At 61.5% G+C, this 19555-nt stretch carries 17 protein-coding genes, 1 tRNA gene and 1 pseudogene; 15 read left to right on the forward strand and 4 right to left on the reverse strand.

Annotated features, from left to right (window positions below):
* The first annotated feature begins 62 nt into the window (after positions 1-62).
* The 4 genes and pseudogenes from HPY55_14510 to HPY55_14525 all read left to right on the forward strand — a co-directional run bounded on the left by HPY55_14510 (position 63) and on the right by HPY55_14525 (position 3960).
* Positions 63-2030: a hypothetical protein gene (locus tag HPY55_14510; GenBank protein ID NPV71826.1), complete on the forward strand. Its 1968-nt coding sequence runs from the start codon at positions 63-65 to the stop codon at positions 2028-2030.
* A gap of 58 nt (positions 2031-2088) precedes the next feature.
* Positions 2089-3372, forward strand: a pseudogene (locus HPY55_14515) (GTPase).
* 222 nt (positions 3373-3594) lie between these two features.
* Positions 3595-3867 carry a TMEM165/GDT1 family protein gene (locus HPY55_14520; GenBank protein NPV71827.1) on the forward strand — a complete coding sequence of 91 codons (273 nt, stop codon included), beginning with the start codon at positions 3595-3597 and terminating at the stop codon, positions 3865-3867.
* 18 nt (positions 3868-3885) lie between these two features.
* Positions 3886-3960: transfer RNA gene (locus HPY55_14525), tRNA-Arg, on the forward strand.
* A gap of 23 nt (positions 3961-3983) precedes the next feature.
* On the opposite strand, the gene HPY55_14530 is transcribed toward HPY55_14525, so the two are convergent.
* On the reverse strand, positions 3984-4946 hold the full coding sequence (locus HPY55_14530; protein ID NPV71828.1) for a hypothetical protein: 963 nt from the start codon (positions 4944-4946) through the stop codon (positions 3984-3986).
* A 208-nt stretch (positions 4947-5154) separates the two neighbouring features.
* Between HPY55_14530 and HPY55_14535 the strand changes: the two genes are divergently transcribed.
* From HPY55_14535 to HPY55_14550, 4 genes are read left to right on the forward strand one after another with little or no spacing between them, the layout of a single operon-like run.
* Complete coding sequence (locus tag HPY55_14535) at positions 5155-5835, forward strand: HAD-IA family hydrolase (protein NPV71829.1); 681 nt, start codon at positions 5155-5157, stop codon at positions 5833-5835.
* Positions 5822-6886 carry a flippase-like domain-containing protein gene (locus HPY55_14540; GenBank protein NPV71830.1) on the forward strand — a complete coding sequence of 355 codons (1065 nt, stop codon included), beginning with the start codon at positions 5822-5824 and terminating at the stop codon, positions 6884-6886. The genes HPY55_14535 and HPY55_14540 overlap by 14 nt, the downstream gene beginning before the upstream one ends.
* A 13-nt stretch (positions 6887-6899) precedes the next feature.
* Positions 6900-7928, forward strand: coding sequence for a hypothetical protein (locus tag HPY55_14545; protein ID NPV71831.1), 1029 nt, complete (start codon positions 6900-6902; stop codon positions 7926-7928).
* Positions 7922-8635, forward strand: a complete 714-nt coding sequence (locus HPY55_14550; protein NPV71832.1) for a phosphatidylserine decarboxylase — start codon at positions 7922-7924, stop codon at positions 8633-8635. The genes HPY55_14545 and HPY55_14550 overlap by 7 nt, the downstream gene beginning before the upstream one ends.
* 21 nt (positions 8636-8656) lie before the next feature.
* Here the strand turns inward: HPY55_14550 and HPY55_14555 are convergent, their stop codons facing one another.
* On the reverse strand, positions 8657-10786 hold the full coding sequence (locus tag HPY55_14555) for an SH3 domain-containing protein (protein ID NPV71833.1): 2130 nt from the start codon (positions 10784-10786) through the stop codon (positions 8657-8659).
* A 174-nt stretch (positions 10787-10960) separates the two neighbouring features.
* Between HPY55_14555 and HPY55_14560 the strand changes: the two genes are divergently transcribed.
* The 7 genes from HPY55_14560 (at position 10961) to rpoN (ending at position 18514) form a co-directional block, all read left to right on the forward strand.
* Positions 10961-11086, forward strand: coding sequence for an AbrB/MazE/SpoVT family DNA-binding domain-containing protein (locus tag HPY55_14560; protein ID NPV71834.1), 126 nt, complete (start codon positions 10961-10963; stop codon positions 11084-11086).
* An 82-nt stretch (positions 11087-11168) separates the two neighbouring features.
* Positions 11169-12461, forward strand: coding sequence for an argininosuccinate synthase (locus HPY55_14565; protein ID NPV71835.1), 1293 nt, complete (start codon positions 11169-11171; stop codon positions 12459-12461).
* A complete protein-coding gene (gene argH / locus HPY55_14570) occupies positions 12409-13884 on the forward strand; it encodes an argininosuccinate lyase (GenBank protein ID NPV71836.1) in 1476 nt (491 codons plus the stop codon). Before HPY55_14565 ends, argH begins: the two co-directional genes overlap by 53 nt.
* Positions 13885-13954: 70 nt before the next feature.
* Positions 13955-14179, forward strand: a complete 225-nt coding sequence (locus HPY55_14575) for a hypothetical protein (GenBank protein NPV71837.1) — start codon at positions 13955-13957, stop codon at positions 14177-14179.
* A 468-nt stretch (positions 14180-14647) separates the two neighbouring features.
* Entirely contained in the window at positions 14648-16051 is a 1404-nt protein-coding gene (gene ltrA, locus HPY55_14580) for a group II intron reverse transcriptase/maturase (protein ID NPV71838.1), read from the forward strand.
* Between the two features lie 150 nt (positions 16052-16201).
* Complete coding sequence (locus tag HPY55_14585) at positions 16202-17023, forward strand: Asp23/Gls24 family envelope stress response protein (protein NPV71839.1); 822 nt, start codon at positions 16202-16204, stop codon at positions 17021-17023.
* Positions 17024-17140: 117 nt separating this feature from the next.
* Positions 17141-18514, forward strand: coding sequence for an RNA polymerase factor sigma-54 (rpoN, locus tag HPY55_14590; protein ID NPV71840.1), 1374 nt, complete (start codon positions 17141-17143; stop codon positions 18512-18514).
* Here rpoN and HPY55_14595 read toward each other — a convergent pair.
* Both HPY55_14595 and HPY55_14600 read right to left on the reverse strand, forming a co-directional pair.
* Entirely contained in the window at positions 18511-19077 is a 567-nt protein-coding gene (locus tag HPY55_14595) for a permease (GenBank protein ID NPV71841.1), read from the reverse strand. The two genes, rpoN and HPY55_14595, sit on opposite strands and share 4 nt — an antisense overlap.
* On the reverse strand, positions 19074-19553 hold the full coding sequence (locus tag HPY55_14600) for a permease (GenBank protein ID NPV71842.1): 480 nt from the start codon (positions 19551-19553) through the stop codon (positions 19074-19076). Before HPY55_14600 ends, HPY55_14595 begins: the two co-directional genes overlap by 4 nt.
* Positions 19554-19555: the final 2 nt, after the last annotated feature.

Consider the following 19555-nt stretch of genomic DNA (forward strand, 5'->3'; position numbering starts at 1 on the left):
TATGAAAGCCCCTGCACCGACGAACAATAAAAGATGGTTTAGCCCGCCGAGGAGTGTGAACGATGACCACGCCGCAAGCCGTCTACATAGGTGCAGTGACGCTTTACGTGGTCTTCTTCATCCTCTTCACCAGGTTCTTCTTCTGGAAATGTTACGCCGACGCGAACTACTGGAAAAAGAAGCCTTCGCTGAACGTCGGTTCCCTGATCTCCATTGCCGAGAAGATGCGGCGGACCCTGCCGTTTTTCTCCATTATGATTCCCGCGCGGAACGAGGCCGATGTCATAGAGAAGACGATAGACCACATGAGCCGGTTGAACTATCCGAAGGAGCGCTACGAGCTGATCGTGATCACGGACGAGAAGGAGGCTATGGCCAGGGACGAGGAGGCCGCGCCGGTCATAAACGGCGCGGTGGACGTGGTAGCCGGCCGGACCCCGTCCAGGATAAAACCCCAATCCAGGACATTGTTGATCGGTCTCATCACGCGGATGTGCTTCAGGGAGTTCTACCGATCGGACTGGCTCAAGGACGAGGTCCTGTCGTCGCGGCCCCTGGCGCAACTCGCGCCCGCCACGCAGCAGGCCATCGTACGCGAGCTGGCCACCGAGATCGTCGCGGGCCTCGGTAGCCCGTCGGCTGAGAGGATGGAGTCCATCGTGCACCGCGCCTTGCCGTCCGTCGGGGACGAGGAGGTTTTGCGCGTATACCCCCTGTGCTTGAGCCTCGCGATGCCGGTCGTGGCCACGTTCTGCAGGTTACGGGGGGACCGGAACGGCCGCGTGGTTGACAGGATGATACGCTGCGCGGCGCGGGCGAGCCACAATGTCACGAGAGAGATACTCCGGACTCTGACCGAGAGCATCTCGGGCGTCATCGTCCAGCAGATAACCTCACTTTGCAGGGCGCGCAAGGTCAGGCGCCTCCTTTACGAGATGTACAACGTCTGTCTCCCCACGACGCAGGACATCGTGCAGGCCAAGATCGTGGAGTACCGGCAGTCGGGTAGCGAAGCGCCCGCGCTCAAGCACGTCACCGTTCCATACGACTTCGACGGGCGCTACAACGGCTCGAGAACCGGGCGCCTCGTTCCCTCGACCAAGGGGCGGGCATTGAACTACGGCCTCGCATTTCTCGACCCCCGGAGCGAGATGTGCGGGTTCTATGACGCCGAGAGCCGGCCCGACCTCGACGTGCTGCTGTACGTGGCGTACAGGAGGCTCCAATCGGGGGACATGGTCAAAATCCTCCAGGGACCGGTGTTCCAGGTCCGCAACTTCTACCAGATGGGGCCGTTCTGCAAGATAGCCTGCCTCTATCAGGCCATAGCCCACGACTGGTACCTCCCCGCGCTGTTCAGGAGGCTGCCGTTCGTGGGGGGCACGAATCTGTTCCTGGACGGCGAGCTCATCGCGCGGGTCGGCGGGTACGACCACACTGCGCTCACCGAGGACCTCGAGATCGGGACCAGGGTGTACCTCGAGTGCGGCGCCTGGCCGGAGTACCTGCCGTATTATTCGAGCGAGCAGACCCCCCCGAGCCTGCCGGCGTTCTTCAGGCAGAGGCTCAGGTGGGGCACGGGCCACCTCCAGGTCATGGAGAAGATACGGAGGGACGAACGGTACCCCGAGTTCAAGAAGCGCCCGCTCCTGAAGCAGCTTCTTGTCAAGGGTCAGGTAGAATGGGTGCTTTACCAGGGGGCGACCGTTGTTCCGCCAATCGTGATGACGCTCTGGTGGAACGGAATGGTGGACCCGTACATCCTGCCGGACTGGACCAGGCTGATGCTGAACGGCTTCTCCCTGATCTACTTCGGCTTCACGGTGTACGCCTACTATCGTTACATGCCTTACCTTGACTCGGTGGCCAGGCCGAGGGGGCTCCTCCGCCGCGCGCTGGTTGTCGCGCAGCTGTGCTTCCTGCCCCTGGCGGCATTCTTCTTTCCGGTACCTTACTCCAGCGCACTTGTACTGAAGATGCTCAACAAGCACCCGCGGACGTGGGCGAAAACCCCGCGTACCAGGGAATAAGACTATCGACGTCACGTGATACAAGGGGGTTTTGAACTTGCCAAAGGGTGTAGTCATAATGGGCGCGGCGGGACGGGACTTCCACAACTTCAACACGTACTTCAGGGGAAACGCCGGCTACCACGTGGTCGCGTTCACGGCCACGCAGATCCCCGACATTGAAGGGAGGATCTACCCCGCCGAATTTGCGGGCCCGGGTTATCCCGACGGGATACCCATTCGCCCCGAGGTCGAATTGCCGGCTCTGCTCGATGCGGGCGGGGTGGATGAGGTCGTGTTCTCGTACAGCGACATCCCGCACGAGTACGTCATGCACAAGGCCTCGCTGGTATTGTCCAGGGGTCCGGACTTCAGGATGCTGGGCCCCGAGGCGACCATGCTCAAGTCCACAAGGCCGGTCGTGTCAGTCACCGCGGTGCGTACCGGCGTGGGGAAGAGTCAGACCACCCGCAAGGTCAGGGAGATCCTGACGGGGATGGGGTACCGCGTCGTGGTCGTACGCCACCCAATGCCGTACGGAGACCTCATGAAACAGGCGTGCCAGCGGTTCGCCACGTTCGAGGACATGGACAGGTTCGAGTGCACCGTGGAGGAAAGGGAAGAATACGAGCCGCACATCGAGAACGGGACTGTTGTCTACGCCGGTGTCGATTACGAGCGGATACTTCGAGCTGCCGAGGACGAGGCCGACGTGGTGCTGTGGGACGGCGGCAACAACGATTTCCCGTTCTACAGGCCCGACCTGAGCATAGTGCTCGTCGACCCGCACCGCCCCGGCCACGAGACCCGGTACCACCCGGGCGAGACAAATTTACGAATGGCGGACGTGGTCATCATAGCGAAGATCGAGACCGCCACTCCAGAGGGCATCGAGTCGGTCAGGGAGAGCGTGCGGCGACTGAACCCCGACGCAACGGTGATCGAGGCCGCGTCGCCGATATTCGTGGACGACCCGCGCTCCATTCGTGGGAAGCGGGTGCTGGTGATAGAGGACGGTCCGACACTCACGCACGGAGAGATGAGCTACGGCGCCGGTGTCGTGGCCGCCAGGAAATTCGGCGCCGCGTCGCTGGTCGACCCCAGGCCGTTTGCCGTCGGAAGTATCCGGAAGGCATACGAGACATATCCTCACCTGGGTACGCTCTTGCCTGCGATGGGTTACGGAGAGCGCCAGATCAAGGAACTCGAGGCCACCATCAACGCGGCGGACGCCGACCTGGTGCTAATCGCCACGCCCATCGACCTCGCGAGGGTGGCGGGAATTCAAAAACCCGCGTTGCGGGTCAAGTACGAACTGCAGGAGATCGGGCTCCCGACGCTGAGACAGGTGCTGGAGGAGTTCGACAGGGGTGTCGTCAGGACGAGGCTGGGATTCACGGGACCGGCCGTCGGGGCCGGCCGGGAGGCGGGACCGCGGCCCGAGGCGAGACCTCACTGAGGCTGCCAATGCGGGCACGGTAAGGGCGGCGGCGGGCCGGGCGCGAGCGCTTTGACAAGCGTCGGGGGCGGGGTCCATAATAGGGATGCGCTGCCGTCGATCGGCATTCTGTTATGGGGTGGTCCGGTGGACTGGAAACTTCTCGCCAGTACGTTTACGCTCGTGTTTTTCGCGGAACTGGGCGACAAGACACAGCTAGCGACCATGATGCTCGCCGCCCAGTCGGGCTCGCCGTCGTCGGTCTTCATCGGGGCGTCGCTCGCCCTCGTGCTCACGTCGTTCCTGGGGGTCTTATTCGGCGAGGCCGTCGTTCACTTGCTGCCGCAGAGGTACATAACGACGGGGTCGGGCGTGGCGTTCATCGTACTGGGGTTGTTGCTGGTGCTCGGCAAGTTCTGATATAATAAAACGTACAGTGCGCCTATAGCTCAGCGGATAGAGCACCGGCCTCCGGAGCCGGGAGCGCAGGTTCGATTCCTGCTAGGCGCACCATTTCATTTGTCCCGATTCTATCTTCATGCGGAGCCGCAGGATGGACAGTGAGGCGCATTCACCGGCCTCGGATTCCCGCAGTTCGGGCACGCTCCCTCGATAATTCCCCCACATGAAACGCAGTATTTGCCCGCCGTCCTGGGGAAACCGCAATGCGGGCACTGACCCCTTTTCAAGCGAGACCGCGCGAGCCTTTCGGGGTTGAGCACGTAGCGCCTCAACGCAACCAGCCCGAACGCGGTCAGCACCGTGCCCGCCAGCGAAACGGCGAGCTGCATGTACCCTCTCAGCAAGTGATATGAGTACTGTGCGGCCACGACGACGGCCTGTATGGTGGCGAAGGCGAGGAACGCCGTGGCCAGGATGAGGTGCCGGCTGCCCGTCCTTCGCATCCGCTGCCACAGTGTAAGAGCCAGGATGAAGACGGGGAGAGTATAGGCGCACCTGAGGAGGAACAGCTTCAGCTCGCGGAGTCTGACGGCCGATTCGTATTCATTGAATACAAGGCGTCTCTTTTCGTTCTCGGCCCGCTCTTCGTCCGCAAGCGCCCCGCGCGCGCGATCTCGTACGGTGACCGCCACGTCACGGCGAGTGAGCGCGGCTTCGTAATCTTCTCTCGCCAGTTCCCACGCACTCTTCGCCGCGTCATTAGCCTTGCCCGACTCGAGGAGCACACGATATTCTTCCCGGCGGAACTCGTACGCGGCCTGGGACTTGGCGAGCCGGTCGGCCTCCTCGGCGTATAGCCTGTCGGCCTCCTGCAACTCCAGCCGGAGGCGGTTCAGCGTGTCGTTGTGCTTCGCCGTCCCGTGTTTTGCCTCGATGGCCGGCATGTCGGGGTGCGGCACGAGCGACGACATCCTGTTGAGAGTCCAGACACCGCCGATGAGCAGGAAGACCACCATACCCACCGCGAGGATGCGCTCGACCCGCCCGGTTTCAACCTGCTCGATTTCCTCGAATTCGGCATCGCGCCTCAACGCCACGTACTTCGCCTCCACACCCTGCGTTCTCGTCGCCCCACTATAGGACGGTGCTTGAGTAGCGGTTGTTCCGGCAATTCTCTGCCAGCGCCGCACTATCCTTGCGGCCACCGGGCTGGAGCCCGCTGGGAGCCCACGGAGAGGATATGGGGGCAAAGGCGGAGAATGAACTGCATGCTCACCCCGGGGACGAAAGGAATGGATGCATCAGATGCAGGCAGCCCTTTTCGGCGCAGTGGAAGCCGTATTATTCGACATCGATGGGACGCTTACCGACACCGTGACGGCGATCGAGGAATCCATGAGAATGGCGCTGGATGAATTCGGCTGGGGGGACCTCATGCCTTGCGACCTTCGTAGACTGATAGGGAAGCCGTGGCAGGAATTCATCCCCAGGATGCACCCGCAGGATCCCGAGGGATTCCGCCGGCGGTTCATGGAAATAGCCAAGGACGTGCAGGGAGCCAGGGCGCCGTTTCCCGGGATACCAGAGGCGCTCGCGGAACTCAAGGCCGCCGGCTACAGGATGGCCATAGTCACGACCAAGTCGCGCACAATCACCGATTACATGCTCGAGAAATTCGCCCTGGGGGACTATTTTGAGGTGTCGATCAGCGCCGACGAGGTGCGGTCACACAAACCTGAACCCGAACCGGTACTCAAGGCGGTCGAAGCGCTCGGCGTGGCGCCCCGCCGGTCCGTCATGATCGGGGACACACCCATGGACGTCCTGGCGGGCAGGCGCGCCGGGACGTGGACCACCGCGGTTACGTGGGGTATGGGCTCCCGGGAGGAGCTGGCCGCGGCGGGGCCGGACTTCGTGCTTGAGAGCGTTTTGGATATAACCGGCTTGCTCGTGCCGCGCGGGGGGAATGATTTTGCCAGCCGGTGACCGGGACGACATCAAGCGGCTGAAGGGCGGGGGCACTCGAAGGAGCCTCGTCATATCCATACTTTTCAGCATCGCGGTCCTGCTGCTGGTATTCGTTTTCGTTCCGGACCGCGCCAGGGCGTTGCAGTCTTTACGATCGTTCAGCCGGCAGAGGCTCGTCGTATGCGCCGCGCTCCTGGTCGCGGCGTGGCTGGCCGACACACTCAGGCTCCAGATCCTCACGAAAGGGATCGGGAAACCGAGCGCGTTTTCGCTTGCGTTCCGCGCAATACTGGCGGGCAACTTCATGACTCTGATCACACCGTTTCTGTTCGGCGGAGCCCCGGTGGTCGTATACGGGCTGAAGAAAACGGGGATGAACTGGGGAGAAGCCACCGCCGTCGTGGTGGGGGGCGGGATCGTTTCGCAGTGCGCCCTGCTCACAATGGCTGTATGGTCGATGGTGCGGCTCAACCAGCACGGCGCCGTTATCGCGTGGGGAAGGCTCTACGACTTCATCGTGCCGGCCTACGCGGTGGGGCTGATAGGTTTCTCGGTCCTGGCGCTGCGGGCCGACGTCGTGGAGGGCTGGATGAAATCCTGGCTCTCGCGGACGAAGGTGGCGACCTCGAGGGGCAGGAATTTCAGGTTGAGGCTGGTATCGGTGGGCCGGAAGCTCATCAGGAACCTGAAGGAGTTCCGCAAGAGCCTCCGGCTTCTGGCCCGCGAGAACATCGTCTACGTCGCGGCTGCCTACGTGTACGCGCTGCTCTATTTCACCATGATGTTCGCCATGGGGCCGGTCATCCTGGCCGGGCTCGGCGTCAGGTACTCTCGGGTAACCATATTTGCGTTGCAGGTACTGGTATACGTGGTGGCGGGGTTCACCCCGACCCCCGGGGGTAGCGGCGCGGCCGAGCTCGGCTCGTTCGTCCTCCTCGCCCCGGTTGCCCCCGTCCACGTCATCGGCGCGTTCCTCGTGGTCTGGCGCCTGTTCACGTTCTACCTCAACCTGCTGGCGGGCGGGATAGCATTCACGTTCATCCTCCGCGAGATCCTCGCGGAAGAATAAGCCCACAAGGGGGATGGCTCCACTGAAACGGCGCATTCCGCGTAACCCGGGGCACCAGGAGCCCCTGCTGGGGATAGAAGAAGAGATATTCGTAACCCACCCCGAGAGGACGTCGCTCGAATCCCTTTACTACCTGGCGAAGCTCCTCTGGAAGAACCCGAGATATTATTACTCGCACAGCGACTCGAATTTCGCCAGGGGCAACGATGTCAAGCAAGGGATCATGGGGGGCGTGGAGCTCTCCACGGGGTGCCACTCGGACGTCGCAACACTCGTCGATGACCTTGCGGCAAGGCGCGCCGAGTTCTCGGCGACCTGCAGCGATGCTCTTCTCGTGCCCGTCGGGCACCTCATAGACCTGAGCGCCCCCACCCTCACGTGCGGCATGCACATCCATATCGGGAACCTCCCCGACAGCAAGCGAGCGTACGCGGCGCTCGTTCACTACCTGCCGCTCCTCGCGCTGATAGCGGCCAACGCGCCGTTCGTTGCAGGCCAGTATTTCGGCCAATCGTACCGGATGGCGCACTCATACGCCATCGGGGCGCTGCGGTCGGACCCGTGGTACAGGTTCCAGGACATAATCTTTGCGCGGAGACTCGGGACTATAGAGATACGGGTGTTCGACCCGGTCTGGGACCTGGGACGGCTCAGGATGCTCGTGGACTGCATCCTGGCGATAGTCAAGGACGGCCACGAATACGCGCTCGACCGCGAAACGTACAATTGTTTACGGCCGAAATTCGTCGTCGAGGGGTACTCCGGCGAACTCAGGCCGCTCTACGAGGAACTCAGGGGTATAATCGACGTGCCGGAGGAGCTGTTCAAGACCACCCCGTCCGACAAGGTGAAGGCAGTGTACGAGGAACGCGGACTGCTCCCGACCTACTCGGCACTCGATAACGCATACAGGAACAACGTGTTCGAGGCCAGGGACGTGCCCGCCATGAAGAAGCAGCCCGCCCGGGCCGCGGTCGGCCTGGCTTCATATTACATCGTGCGACTCCCCTACAAGCTGCAGAAAGTGCTGAAGGAGTGGTAGGCTTGGCCTGGGTACTCGGAATCATCGTCCTGTGGCTGGCCGTTTACCTTTTCCTGCGGAAGGTGTGGTTCTACCGCGATCCCATCAGGCGGCCGGCGGCCCCGCCGGGGTCGATACTGTCGCCCGCGGACGGGACCGTCGTGTACATGAGGCCATTCAAGCAGGGCAAGGTGGTCTGTGAGAAGCTCGGCGAACAAGTTGAAGTCGCTGAGATATGCAAGGGCGGGCACGATTACAGCGGCGACGGATGGCTTGTCGGGGTGTACATGTCACCGCTCGACGTCCACTTCAACTACGCCCCGGTGAGCGCCACCGTCGAGGGCGTCATAAGCACCCCCGCCGCGGTGAATCTCCCGATGGTCGACCTGTGGGAGTACGTAAAGCTGACGTACCTCCGACGCGCGGTCGACCTGTTTTCCCACAAGTTCAGGCTGGTCAACGAGCGAAACACCGTGTTCCTGGGCGCCGCCGGCGGCTCCCCGAGGATCGTCCTTGTCGAGATAGCGGACAAGTTCGTCAACAAGATCAAGTGCTTCGTCAAGCCGGGCGACACCGTGGCGGCCGGCGACAAGATATCCTTCATAGACAGGGGTTCCCAGGTCGACATGCTCATCTACGACGAGAACATCGAGTTCAAGGTGAAGCCGGGCCAGCACGTCACCGGCGCTCTCACCGTCATCGCCACATTCAAACCCCGTAACCCCTGAGGGTGGTTGTCCTCCAGGCGATCACGAGTAGTACTTCTTGAGCCCGGCAAGCAGGGCGCTGGCCGCGCGCCTGCAGAACTCGTCGCTCTGGAGCAGCGACTCCTCCTCCGCGTTGCTTATGAACACGACCTCTGCCACGACCGAGGGCACGGGGCACGTCCTCGCCACGTAGAACTCGGCGCGCCTCACGCCGTTGTCTGCGCGGCCCAGCACCCTTACGAGCTCGGACTGCAGCGCATCCGCCACCGTCCGTGAGGCCTCGGCGTTGAGCGTGCTCGCGGCGTAATACAGGGTCGAACCCGACTTCGAGCGGTCGACGTTCGCATTGTTGTGAATAGACAGGAACAGGTCCGCGCCGGAGTCGGCCACCCTCGCCACCCTGGCAGAGAGATCGCCCGCGTGCCCATTCTCGCCCTGTTCGCCCTGCGGCGGCTCCGCGCCGGAGTCGTCGGAGCGGGTCATCACCACTTTTGCGCCTTCCCGCTCGAGCATAGCCTTGAGGGCCAGAGCGATTTTCAGGTTGGGGACCTTTTCGTAGAGGCCCCTCTGACCTATCGCCCCGGGGTCGCGCCCGCCGTGGCCCGGGTCGAGGACCAGCGTCTTGCCGGCGAGTCCGGGCTCGAGGAACTCCACGGTGAACAGGTTGGGCGACCGCCTCGCGATGTGTCTCTTCCACGATGCCACGTCGAGCGATATCGATACACCGTTATCGTTTCTTCCTGCCCGCACGGCCTTGATGAACTGCCCTCGCGACCCCGCGCCGGGCTGGCCGGTCAACGCGGCCCCGGGGATTACCAGATCGATTCCTGCCCCACCATCGCGCGGGCGGAGAGATGGGTCGACGTATCCAAGCGTGGACACCGATACCACGTCGCGGCCCGCCTTCTTCTCGACAGTCACCCCCGTGACGGTGGTCTCGAGGCTGACCACCACGCGGCCCGGCTTCGACTCGACCACCTTCAGGCTGGGCTTCTCGGTGAAATCGACCCGCACGCCGTTCTCGTTGAGAGATATCGTCCCGAGCTCGAACGCGTTCAGATCCAGCTTTGACGGGCTTCCGCCCTTGTTCTGCGCCCATACCGCGAGGGTCTTGCCACCCTCCACCTGTCTCACGAGAGGAGAACCGAACGAACCCTCGATGACGAGGTCTTTCCTGTACGCCGAGGAAGCGCGGAGTGAGACCCTGCGGATCACCGGCGTGTACGTCACCTGGGCCAGGGACGAACTGATCCAGCCGGTTTGCCCCGTGTCGGTGGTGATCTGGTACCAGCCGGACTGCGACCCCAGAATCTTGAACACCTGGCCTCCCTTGAGCCTCCCAATTTGTTTGTGGTTCGTGCCCGGGCCGTTCCTCAGGTTCACGAACGTCCCCTTCACTTTACCGAACATGCTTGGCCTGATACTCCACTCGTCGTCGGTTATGTCGTAATTCACGGACTTGAGAAACGGGGCGGCATTGTTCACCCTCACGTCCTTGCCCTCGACCCAGCCGCTCTTGCCACTCCACTGAACCTGCACCCAGCCCGATTCACTGCCGGCGTACTTCGCCGTGGCGCCGGCTCCCAGCCTTGCTATTACGTTTGCCGTGCTGCCGGGCCAGGACCTGACGGGTGTATTGGCGCGGTTCACGTAGACAGTGCGCTCCACCTTGCCCACCAGGAGGTCGGCCGGATCGAGCGTCTTGAGCTGGCCAAGCGGGGCATATATCCAGGCGTAGCCGGACTCCCACGCGACCTTGACCCATTTTCCACGCTGGGCCGTCGCGCGGAGGGTTGCCCCCCTGGAAACCGAACCCAGGAGCGCCTCGGATGTCGCCGGCCCCTTCCGGACGTTCGCCCTGTCGACGGTGACCACGAAGAACGTGGTGTCGTCCGCCATTTCACTGTCGACAAGCGGCGACCATACCCAACCGTCCTTTCCGGACGGTAGCCTCACCTTGATCCATTCGTCCCTGGTTTCGAGCACCTCGAGGCGTTCGTCCGCTTTCGCCTCACCAACCTTCGAGTAGGTGGTACCCGGCCCCGAACGCACGTTAACCTTGGGCTGGTTGACCGTGACGGTGGCGGCCAGCGCCGCGCCGGCTCCCCACACCGCGGTGAGCAGCAGCGCCAGGCACAGTGTGAAACACGAAAAAACGAGCCTCCTACGCAATTCGCACACGGACCTCCTTGCGACCCCCACAGGTAGAGACGGTAAAACCTGCATGAGGTTCCATTATTACAGCAATTTCTCCAGCATTCGGCGCTATTCCTACAGGTAGCCTGTTCCGGCAGTAGTTTCCTCAACAAAATTCGGCTCGAAGCTCCTGGTTGTGTCCAGTTGCCACTGCTACGGTCTAAGGTCACCAGTAAGGGTCAAATCACGATACCATCCAGGGTTCGGGAACGCCTTGACATCGAATATGGTGATGAGGTCGTGTTCGACTTCACGGAGGATAGGGAAGTAGGGTAATCCGGTTCCGCCCAAACGGAAAAAGCGCAGCGAGTACTAGCATACACCCCATTGCATAGATAGTCAGTGGGGGTGTATACTTATGCCATCCAAATGGGGAGGGGTTCCGGTGAGCAAGGTAGTGCTGGCGTACTCTGGAGGGCTCGATACATCTGTATCAATAAAATGGCTCCAGGAGAAATACGGCGCCGAGGTCATCGCTCTCACGTGCGATGTAGGTGAGGGCAGGGACCTGGAGTTCATCAGGAAGAAAGCGCTGACGATCGGGGCCTCCAAGGTCTACGTGGTCGACGCCAAGGAAGACTTCGTAAAGGATTATGCATTCGCCGCGCTCAAGGCGAACGGCCTGTACGAGGGCAAATACCCGTTGACAGCCTCCCTGTCCCGGCCGCTCATTGCAAAGGTCCTGGTCGAGATAGCCGAGAAGGAGGGCGCCGACGCGGTCGCGCACGGATGCACGGGCAAGGGCAACGACCAGGTCAGGTTCGACGTATCGGTGTCGGCGCTGAACCCGGGGATCAAGGTGATCGCGCCGGTCAGGGAATGGCCGATGTCGAGGGAAGAAGAGATCGAGTACGCCCACAAGCACGGCATACCCGTGCCGGTCGACAAGAAGAGCCCGTACAGCATCGACCAGAACCTGTGGGGCCGCAGCATAGAGTGCGGCAAGATCGAGGACCCGTGGGAAGAGGCGCCCGCCGACGCGTTCCAGTGGACGGTCGACCCCGCCAAGGCCCCGGATGAGCCTGAGTACATAGAGATAGGGTTCGAGAAGGGCATTCCCGTGTCCATCAACGGCAAACCGTATGCGCCGGTTGACCTGGTGATGAAGATGAACGAGCTCGGTGGCAAGCACGGAGTCGGCCGCATCGACATGGTCGAGAACAGGCTCGTCGGGATCAAATCCCGCGAGATCTACGAGTGCCCCGGCTCGATCATTTTGATAACCGCGCACAGGGACCTTGAGTCGTTCAACCTGCCGCGCGAGGTGTTCCAGTTCAAGCCGCTCATCGACAAGCAGTACTCCGAGATGACATATTTCGGCCTGTGGTATTCGCCCTTGAAGGCGGCGCTGGACGCATTCATCGACGAGACGCAGAAGACGATAACCGGCGTGGTGAAGGTGAAGCTGCACAAGGGCTCCTGCATGGTGGTCGGCCGCAAGTCCCCGTATACTCTGTATAACTACAAGCTGGCGACCTACGACAAGCAGGATGCTTTCGACCACGAGGCCTCTAAGGGCTTCATCGACATCTGGGGCCTGCCGACCAAGGTGTACTACACGGTGAACAGAGCGGTGGCTGCGTCGAAGGACTCCGGCGATGCTCCGGCGAAGAGCGGCAAGAAGGTGTACTGCGGGGCTGCCGACTGCTGACGGCGGGACGGCAACGAGAGCGGCGCCTGATGGGGGGAGTCAGTTGAAGGCCTGGGGCGGCCGTTTTACGAAACCGACCGATCAAATGGTGGAGGGGTTTAACTCCTCCATTTCTTTTGATAGGCGACTTTACAGGGAAGACATCGCGGGGAGCATCGCTCACGCGAGGATGCTCGCATCCCGAGGCATCATACCGGTAGAGGATGCGGACCGAATCGTCCGTGGCCTCGAGGAGATCCTCAGGGAGATAGACGAAGGGCGGTTCGAGTTCCGCGTCGAGGACGAGGACATCCACCTCAACATCGAGCGACGCCTCATCGAGAAGATCGGCGAGGCCGGAGGGAGACTCCACACCGCGCGCAGCAGGAACGACCAGGTGGCGCTCGACTCGCGGCTCTATGTGCTGGGCCAGGTGGAGGCGGTATCGGGCGCCGTGGTCGCGCTGCAGAAGGCGCTGGTCGCGAAAGCCAGGGCGCATCTCGGCGCCATCATGCCCGGGTACACCCACCTCCAACGCGCGCAGCCTGTGTTGTTCTCGCACCACCTGATGGCGTACTTCTGGATGCTCGGGCGCGACAGGCAGAGGCTGGCGGGCTGCGCCGGACGTGCCTCGATAAGCCCACTTGGAGCGGGGGCGCTGGCAGGCACTACCTTCGACATCGATCCCGAGATGAGCGCACGTGAACTGGGGCTCCAAGCCACGTTCAGGAACAGCATGGACGCGGTGGCCGACAGGGATTTCATTGTCGAGTTCGTCTTCTGCTGCTCGGCGGTGATGATGCACTTGAGCAGGCTTTGTGAGGAACTCGTGTTGTGGTCGTCCACTGAATTCGGATACGTCGAGATGGACGACTCATTCTCCACGGGTTCCAGCATCATGCCCCAGAAAAAGAACCCCGACGTCGCCGAGCTCGTACGTGGGAAGACAGGAAGGGTCTATGGGGACCTGATCGCGCTGTTAACCACGATGAAGGGCCTACCGCTTGCGTACCACTCGGACATGCAGGAGGATAAAGAGCGCCTGTTCGACGCGGCCGACACTGTGACGTCGTGCCTTGCGGTATGCAGGGGTATGATAGAAACGATGACTGTGAAAGAGGAGCGCATGAGGGCGTTCGTTTCGGCCGATTTCTCAAACGCGACCGAAGTCGCCGACTACCTGGTGAGGAAGGGAGTGCCGTTCCGCAGGGCGCATGAGATAACGGGTCGCATCGTGCGGCACTGCATCGACCGCGGGGTGTACTTGAGCGGGCTGACGCTCGAGGAGTTCCGCGGCTTCTTTGACGGGTTCGAGTCCGATGTATTCGAGTCCCTTACCCCGGAGGCGTGCGTGAACAGGCGAAACTCGCCGGGCGGAACGTCGCCCGCGAGGGTCAGGAAGCAGATAGAGGAGGCGGAGAGACTCCTGGCGCGGCTGCCATGAACCCCCACTAATAATGCAAGGATTATCACCCAAGACTAAGCTCCGCGGGTAAGAAGCGGAGGTGAATGGCATGCCCGAGAAGTTCCGTAAAGGTCGTTCCGCGTTCGACGTCAACAGGTACCGGTACGAGACAGGTGAAGATCTCAACCGGGACATCGATGAGCGCAAGCGGGTCTCCCCGTCGCCGGGCGGGGCGACATTCGGCGGTAATGTTGACGAGAAGCGGACACCCGGCACTCCCGCGACCGGCGGGATGACTGACGAGCGGACCGGCGGCGACAAAGGCAGGAGCTAGATTCGGGGCCAACAGGACGCGAACTACTCGCAAGGGGCGGCTAAGCCGCCTCTTTATCGTTGTGCGCCCGGCAGGGCGCGTTCACTAGTGGGTGAGAGTCCCATACAGGCCCGACAGGGGGAACTGTTAGCCGGACGGCAAGGGTGTCCACTGTGAGGTGGAATCTGGAGGAAGCCGCAGGCAAGCGCTGGCCTGACGAACAGGAACCGCATACGAGGCGGTCACGCTGGGGGAGGAGGCAACTATCTTCAAAGCCCGATACCTGTACGGAAAGCGTGGACGTAGATGCGGCGGGCATAAGCGTGAAAGTGGACGCGCAATACCCGGGGAGGCCTGCTAGCTGGCCATGAGCTATGGCCGTTGAAAGGCGGTCAGATAGGCTGGCAGGAGTCAGCAGAGGGCGTAGTAGGTTCATCGACCGAACCGAAGGCCTGAACATGAAGCATGGGATGGGAGACTTGAATTCCGATGGCGACAGGAGACGCAGACAGTATGGCTGAGATGCCCGAATCCCGCCCCGAGGGTAGCGGACGGAATCCGCGAGAGCAGGGGACGGGTGCGTCAAGCGCCACGGCAAGGGGAGGGACCTCCCAACCGGAAGCGGAGCGGATGATGGAAGCGGTGGTCGAACGCGAGAACATGATAGCGGCGTTGAAGCGAGTGAAGGGTAACAAGGGGGCGGCTGGGGTAGACGGGATGACCGTGGACCAGCTGATGCCATACCTTCGCGAGCGCTGGCCGCGAATCAGGGAAGAACTGTTGACAGGGCGGTACGTACCGTCACCCGTACGGGGAGTGGAGATACCGAAGCCCGGTGGGAGAGGGAAGCGGAAGTTGGGCATTCCCACGGTAGTGGACCGGCTGATTCAACAGGCGCTGCAGCAGGTACTGACGCCCGTATTTGACCCTGGGTTTTCCGAATCGAGTTACGGGTTCCGGCCAGGCCGGAGCGCACACCAGGCGGTACTCAGAGCGCGGTCATACGTAGCGGAGGGTAGACGCTGGGTGGTCGATCTTGATCTGGCTCAGTTTTTCGACCGTGTGAACCACGACATCCTGATGGCGAGGGTGGCGCGGAAGGTCAAGGACAAGCGGGTATTACGGCTTATCCGCCGGTATCTTCAGGCGGGGATGATGGAAGGGGGTCTGGTGTCGGCGCGCCGTGAGGGTACACCGCAGGGCGGGCCACTTTCGCCACTTCTATCGAACATCCTGCTTGACGACCTGGACAAGGAACTGGAGAGGCGAGGGCACGCGTTCTGCCGCTATGCCGACGATGGAAACGTGTACGTGCGGTCGGAGAAAGCTGGAGAGCGTGTGATGGCCTCGTTGACGAGGTTTCTTGAGAGGCGGCTGAGGCTGAAGGTCAACGCGGATAAGAGTGCGGTAGACCGCCCGTGGAACCGGAAGTTTCTGGGGTACTCGATGACGTTTCACCGGAAGCCGCGCCTGAAAGTGGCGGAGGCGTCGGTGGAACGGATGAAAGCGAACCTCAGGGGAATTCTTCGGGAAGCCAGAGGACGGAGCCTTGGACAGCTTATCGAGGAACTTGGCCCGATACTGCGGGGCTGGACGAATTACTTCCGGCACGTGGAGTCGAAGGGTGCATTTGAAGAACTCGATGGCTGGATACGGCGGAGGCTGCGATGCATTCTCTGGCGTCAATGGAAGCGTCCATGGACGCGGGCGAAGAACCTTATGAAGCGGGGATTAACGGAGGAGCGGGCGCGGAAGTCAGCTGCCAATGGCCGAGGCCCCTGGTGGAACTCAGGCGCCCACCACATGAACCAAGCTTTTCCGAAATCCTACTACACCCAGATGGGACTCGTGTCACTGCTCGATCATCTACACTATATCCAATGTGTTTCATGAACCGCCGGATGCGGAACCGCATGTCCGGTGGTGTGGGAGGACGGCGGGGGCAACTCCGCCTCCTACCCGATCCAGGAACGGCCCGGCGTCCCGCCCGGGCAGGATAACCCCCGCTCCGGAAGAATAATACTGTTCCGCGGGGGTGAATTGATGGAAGTCCTGGCCCTGATCGGTTCGAGCGGGACGGGGAAGAGCTACAGGGCGTCCCTCGTGGCTCACGACCTCGGCGTGGATCTCATCATTGACGACGGCCTGCTCATCAAGGATTCCAAGATACTCGCGGGCCGGTCAGCAAAGCGGGAGGCCACCATGCTCGGCGCCGTCCGGAGGGCCATATTCTCAGACCCCGCCGACGCCATCGAGGTATCAACCAGGATCAGGGAACTCAACCCGAAAAGACTCCTCATACTCGGGACGTCCCGTGAGATGGTCGACAAGATCGTCGAAGCCCTGAACCTTCCGCTGCCCTGCCGGATTATCGACATTAACGAGGTGTCGAGCCAGGAGGACGTGCGGAGGGCGATTCGCATCAGGCGGGAACAAGGGAAGCACGTGATCCCCGCCCCGACGTTCGAGGTCAAGAAGACATTCTCCGGCTATCTCGTCGATCCTCTCAGATTCTTCCTTCGCAGGAGGGCGGAGCCGGGCGACCACCCATTCGTCATCGAGAAATCAGTGGTCCGTCCCACCTTCAGTTCCCTCGGCAAGTTCATGATAGCCGACTCGGTCGTCATGGCCATAGCCACCAGGGCGGCTCGCGAGGCGCCCGGGGTGGCGCGCGTCATCAAGGTGCAGATCGAGAGCAGCGACGAGGGCGTCGTGCTCACCGTCGACCTGTCGGTATCCTACGGCCACCAGGTCTACAGGGTTATGGAGGACGTGCAGCGCGCCGTCAGGAAGACCGTCGAGCACATGACCGCCCTCAACGTGCTGGCCGTGAATGCGCGAGCCCGCAAGCTGAGCACGGACTGACCCCCATCCACCCACGCAGGTTTTCTCCCGTTCATGTCGAACTACTTATTTTAAGACTCCGGCTTCGTAGCCTGGTCATCGAATATGTATGTGCCAGAGAGACTGGGAGTGGACCCCATGAGAATGAGCTACGCGCTCAACCTGCAGCAGACGCAAAAACTCATAATGACTCCCGAGCTCCGCCAGGCCATAACCATTCTTCAGATGGGCGCCATGGACCTGACCGACTACATAGCGGACGAGGTAATGCAGAACCCGCTACTCGAATCGAAAGAGGAGCCCGCTGAGGAGAGCGCCCAGAACCAGGACACCCCCGAAACCCTCGACTGGCTGGAGTACTTCAACGACTCCAGCGACACCGGGTACATCCCCAGGTGGCGCGATGAAGACCGGTCGCCGTTCGACTACTTCGTGCCCAGGGGGCCGACGCTGAACGAATACCTCCTCGACCAGCTGTGCCTGAGCGTGTTTACCGGCCGCGAGCGGGAGATAGGCGAATTCCTGATAGGCAACATAGACGAGAACGGCTACCTCAGGTGCACGCTTGACGATGTCGTAATACACCTCGGGTACAACATGGACGAGGTCACGGGCGTGCTGAATCTGATACAAAGCTTCGACCCCGTCGGGGTAGGCGCGCGGGACCTGAAGGAATGCCTGTTGCTCCAGATGGAGTACCTGGAGTGCAATAACGCGCCGGCGAGGATTATCATCTCAGACTACCTCGAAGACCTGGCCGCCGGCCGGTACACCAGGATTGCCAACGAGATAGGGTGCTGCGTTCAGGACGTGCAGAAAGCGGCGGACCTCATCCGGACGCTTGACCCCAAGCCCGGCAGGCGTTTCGCGGGGGCGGATGAGACCAATTACGTGATCCCCGACGCGGTCGTGGAGCGAGTCTGCGGAGAGTACGTGGTCATCGTGAACGATTCGATGCTCCCCCGCCTGACGATAAGCCCGTTCTACAGGAGGCTCCTGATGAACGAGGCGAAGGACGGCGAGACACGCAAGTTCCTCGAGAACCGCTTCAACTCGGCGCTATGGCTGCTGAAGAGCATCGAACAGCGGCGACTCACCCTGTACCGCGTCATGGAGAGCATCGTGAAGATCCAGAGGGAGTTCTTCGACTACGGCACGAGGCACCTGAAGCCAATGACATTGCGGCAGGTTGCCGACATGATCGGCGTGCACGAGTCCACGGTCAGCCGCGCGGTGGCCAACAAGTACGCGCAGACGCCGCACGGCGTCTTCTCGATGAGGTCTTTCTTTAACAGCGGCGTGGCCAGCACTGGCGGCGGGAGCATCTCGTCGAAGGCGATCAAGAAGATGATCGAGGAGATGATCCGCGGGGAGAGTACCTCGAATCCTCTCAGCGACCAGAAGATCGCCATGATGTTCGCCAAGCGCGGGATATCGATATCGCGGAGGACGGTCACCAAGTACCGCGAGGAACTTGGCATCTCGAGTTCCGCCAGGCGGAAGAGATACTAGCGACCTCGTCCGGGGCGTCCCGGGCCTTCCTTTTCCATTTCGTACTGTTTTCTCGTGATCGAATCGACTTCCTCCTGGCCGAGCATCGCGGTTATCAGCCGTGATATCACGAGGATGACCGGGATGTTGGTTGTCCAGCGTGTTACGGAGAACCTCGCCCCCAGCGACGCGGTTTCGAAAAGGAACATCGGTATCTTGAGCGTCGACCAGGCTCCGAGGAGGACCATAACGTTGTAAAACGAGGCTCCCTTTCTGAGCATCATTGACGCCACGGGAAACGCACCGTAGAGAGGCCCCGCGGCAAAGGCGCCTATAAAGACCGCCAGCGCTATCCCAACTATCCCCGACCGGTCGCCCATGTACTTGACGAAAGTCTCCCTCGGAACCCACACGTCCATCAGGCCGAGAAGAAGGAATATGGGCGGGATAATCGACAGCATCTCCGCGAAGTTGCCGAGGGTGTTCGATAGTATTGCGCCCGCCTTGTGGGGCATGGCCAGCGAGACGCAGGCGCTCAGCAGCAGCATAAAGATCGGGAACCTGTAACGCGCCAGCCTGCTCATCCCGCCACCACCCCGACTACGAACGCCGTGATAAACGAGAACGCGTACGCCAGGATATTTCTAATGAGTGTAGCCCTCTTACCGAAGTACTTCATCTCCATCGGAGCCGTGACAACGCCTACCATCATAAGCGTGGATATGAACACCGCAATCTGCCTGACGCCGGCGCCCAGGTTCATGAGGGATTTCGCGAGCGGGAAAGCAATGAAGCCCGGTATCAGGGTTATTGCACCCACAATGGACGTGAGGAACATCCCCCAGAAGCCCGTCTGCCCACCTACCAGCGACTTTATCGTCGCGGGAGACAGGAGGGCGAGGGCCAGACCGATGAGCAGCAGAACGCCGGCGAAATCGGGAAGTATTCCGGCGAATGCCTTCCAGGATTTCATGAGGGCCTGCCGGGTCTTGCCCCGATCCTTCGCCCAGGACCACGCCAGGAAAACCCCTGTCAGCAGCCAGATTACAGCGGTGAATATCA

It is taken from the genome of Bacillota bacterium (assembly GCA_013178305.1).
GTDB lineage: Bacteria > Bacillota > Sulfobacillia > JABLXB01 > JABLXB01 > JABLXB01.

Excerpts from the sequence above, each read along its gene's own strand:
- HPY55_14575 (NPV71837.1), top strand. The coding sequence starts at position 13,955 with ATGCCCGAGAAGTTCCGTAAAGGTCGTTCCGCGTTCGACGTCAACAGG.
- argH (NPV71836.1), top strand. The coding sequence starts at position 12,409 with ATGCTCCGGCGAAGAGCGGCAAGAAGGTGTACTGCGGGGCTGCCGACT.
- HPY55_14545 (NPV71831.1), top strand. The coding sequence starts at position 6,900 with ATGGCTCCACTGAAACGGCGCATTCCGCGTAACCCGGGGCACCAGGAG.
- HPY55_14595 (NPV71841.1), bottom strand. The coding sequence starts at position 19,077 with ATGAGCAGGCTGGCGCGTTACAGGTTCCCGATCTTTATGCTGCTGCTG.
- HPY55_14535 (NPV71829.1), top strand. The coding sequence starts at position 5,155 with ATGCAGGCAGCCCTTTTCGGCGCAGTGGAAGCCGTATTATTCGACATC.
- HPY55_14565 (NPV71835.1), top strand. The coding sequence starts at position 11,169 with ATGCCATCCAAATGGGGAGGGGTTCCGGTGAGCAAGGTAGTGCTGGCG.
- ltrA (NPV71838.1), top strand. The coding sequence starts at position 14,648 with ATGGCGACAGGAGACGCAGACAGTATGGCTGAGATGCCCGAATCCCGC.
- HPY55_14585 (NPV71839.1), top strand. The coding sequence starts at position 16,202 with ATGGAAGTCCTGGCCCTGATCGGTTCGAGCGGGACGGGGAAGAGCTAC.
- rpoN (NPV71840.1), top strand. The coding sequence starts at position 17,141 with ATGAGAATGAGCTACGCGCTCAACCTGCAGCAGACGCAAAAACTCATA.
- HPY55_14510 (NPV71826.1), top strand. The coding sequence starts at position 63 with ATGACCACGCCGCAAGCCGTCTACATAGGTGCAGTGACGCTTTACGTG.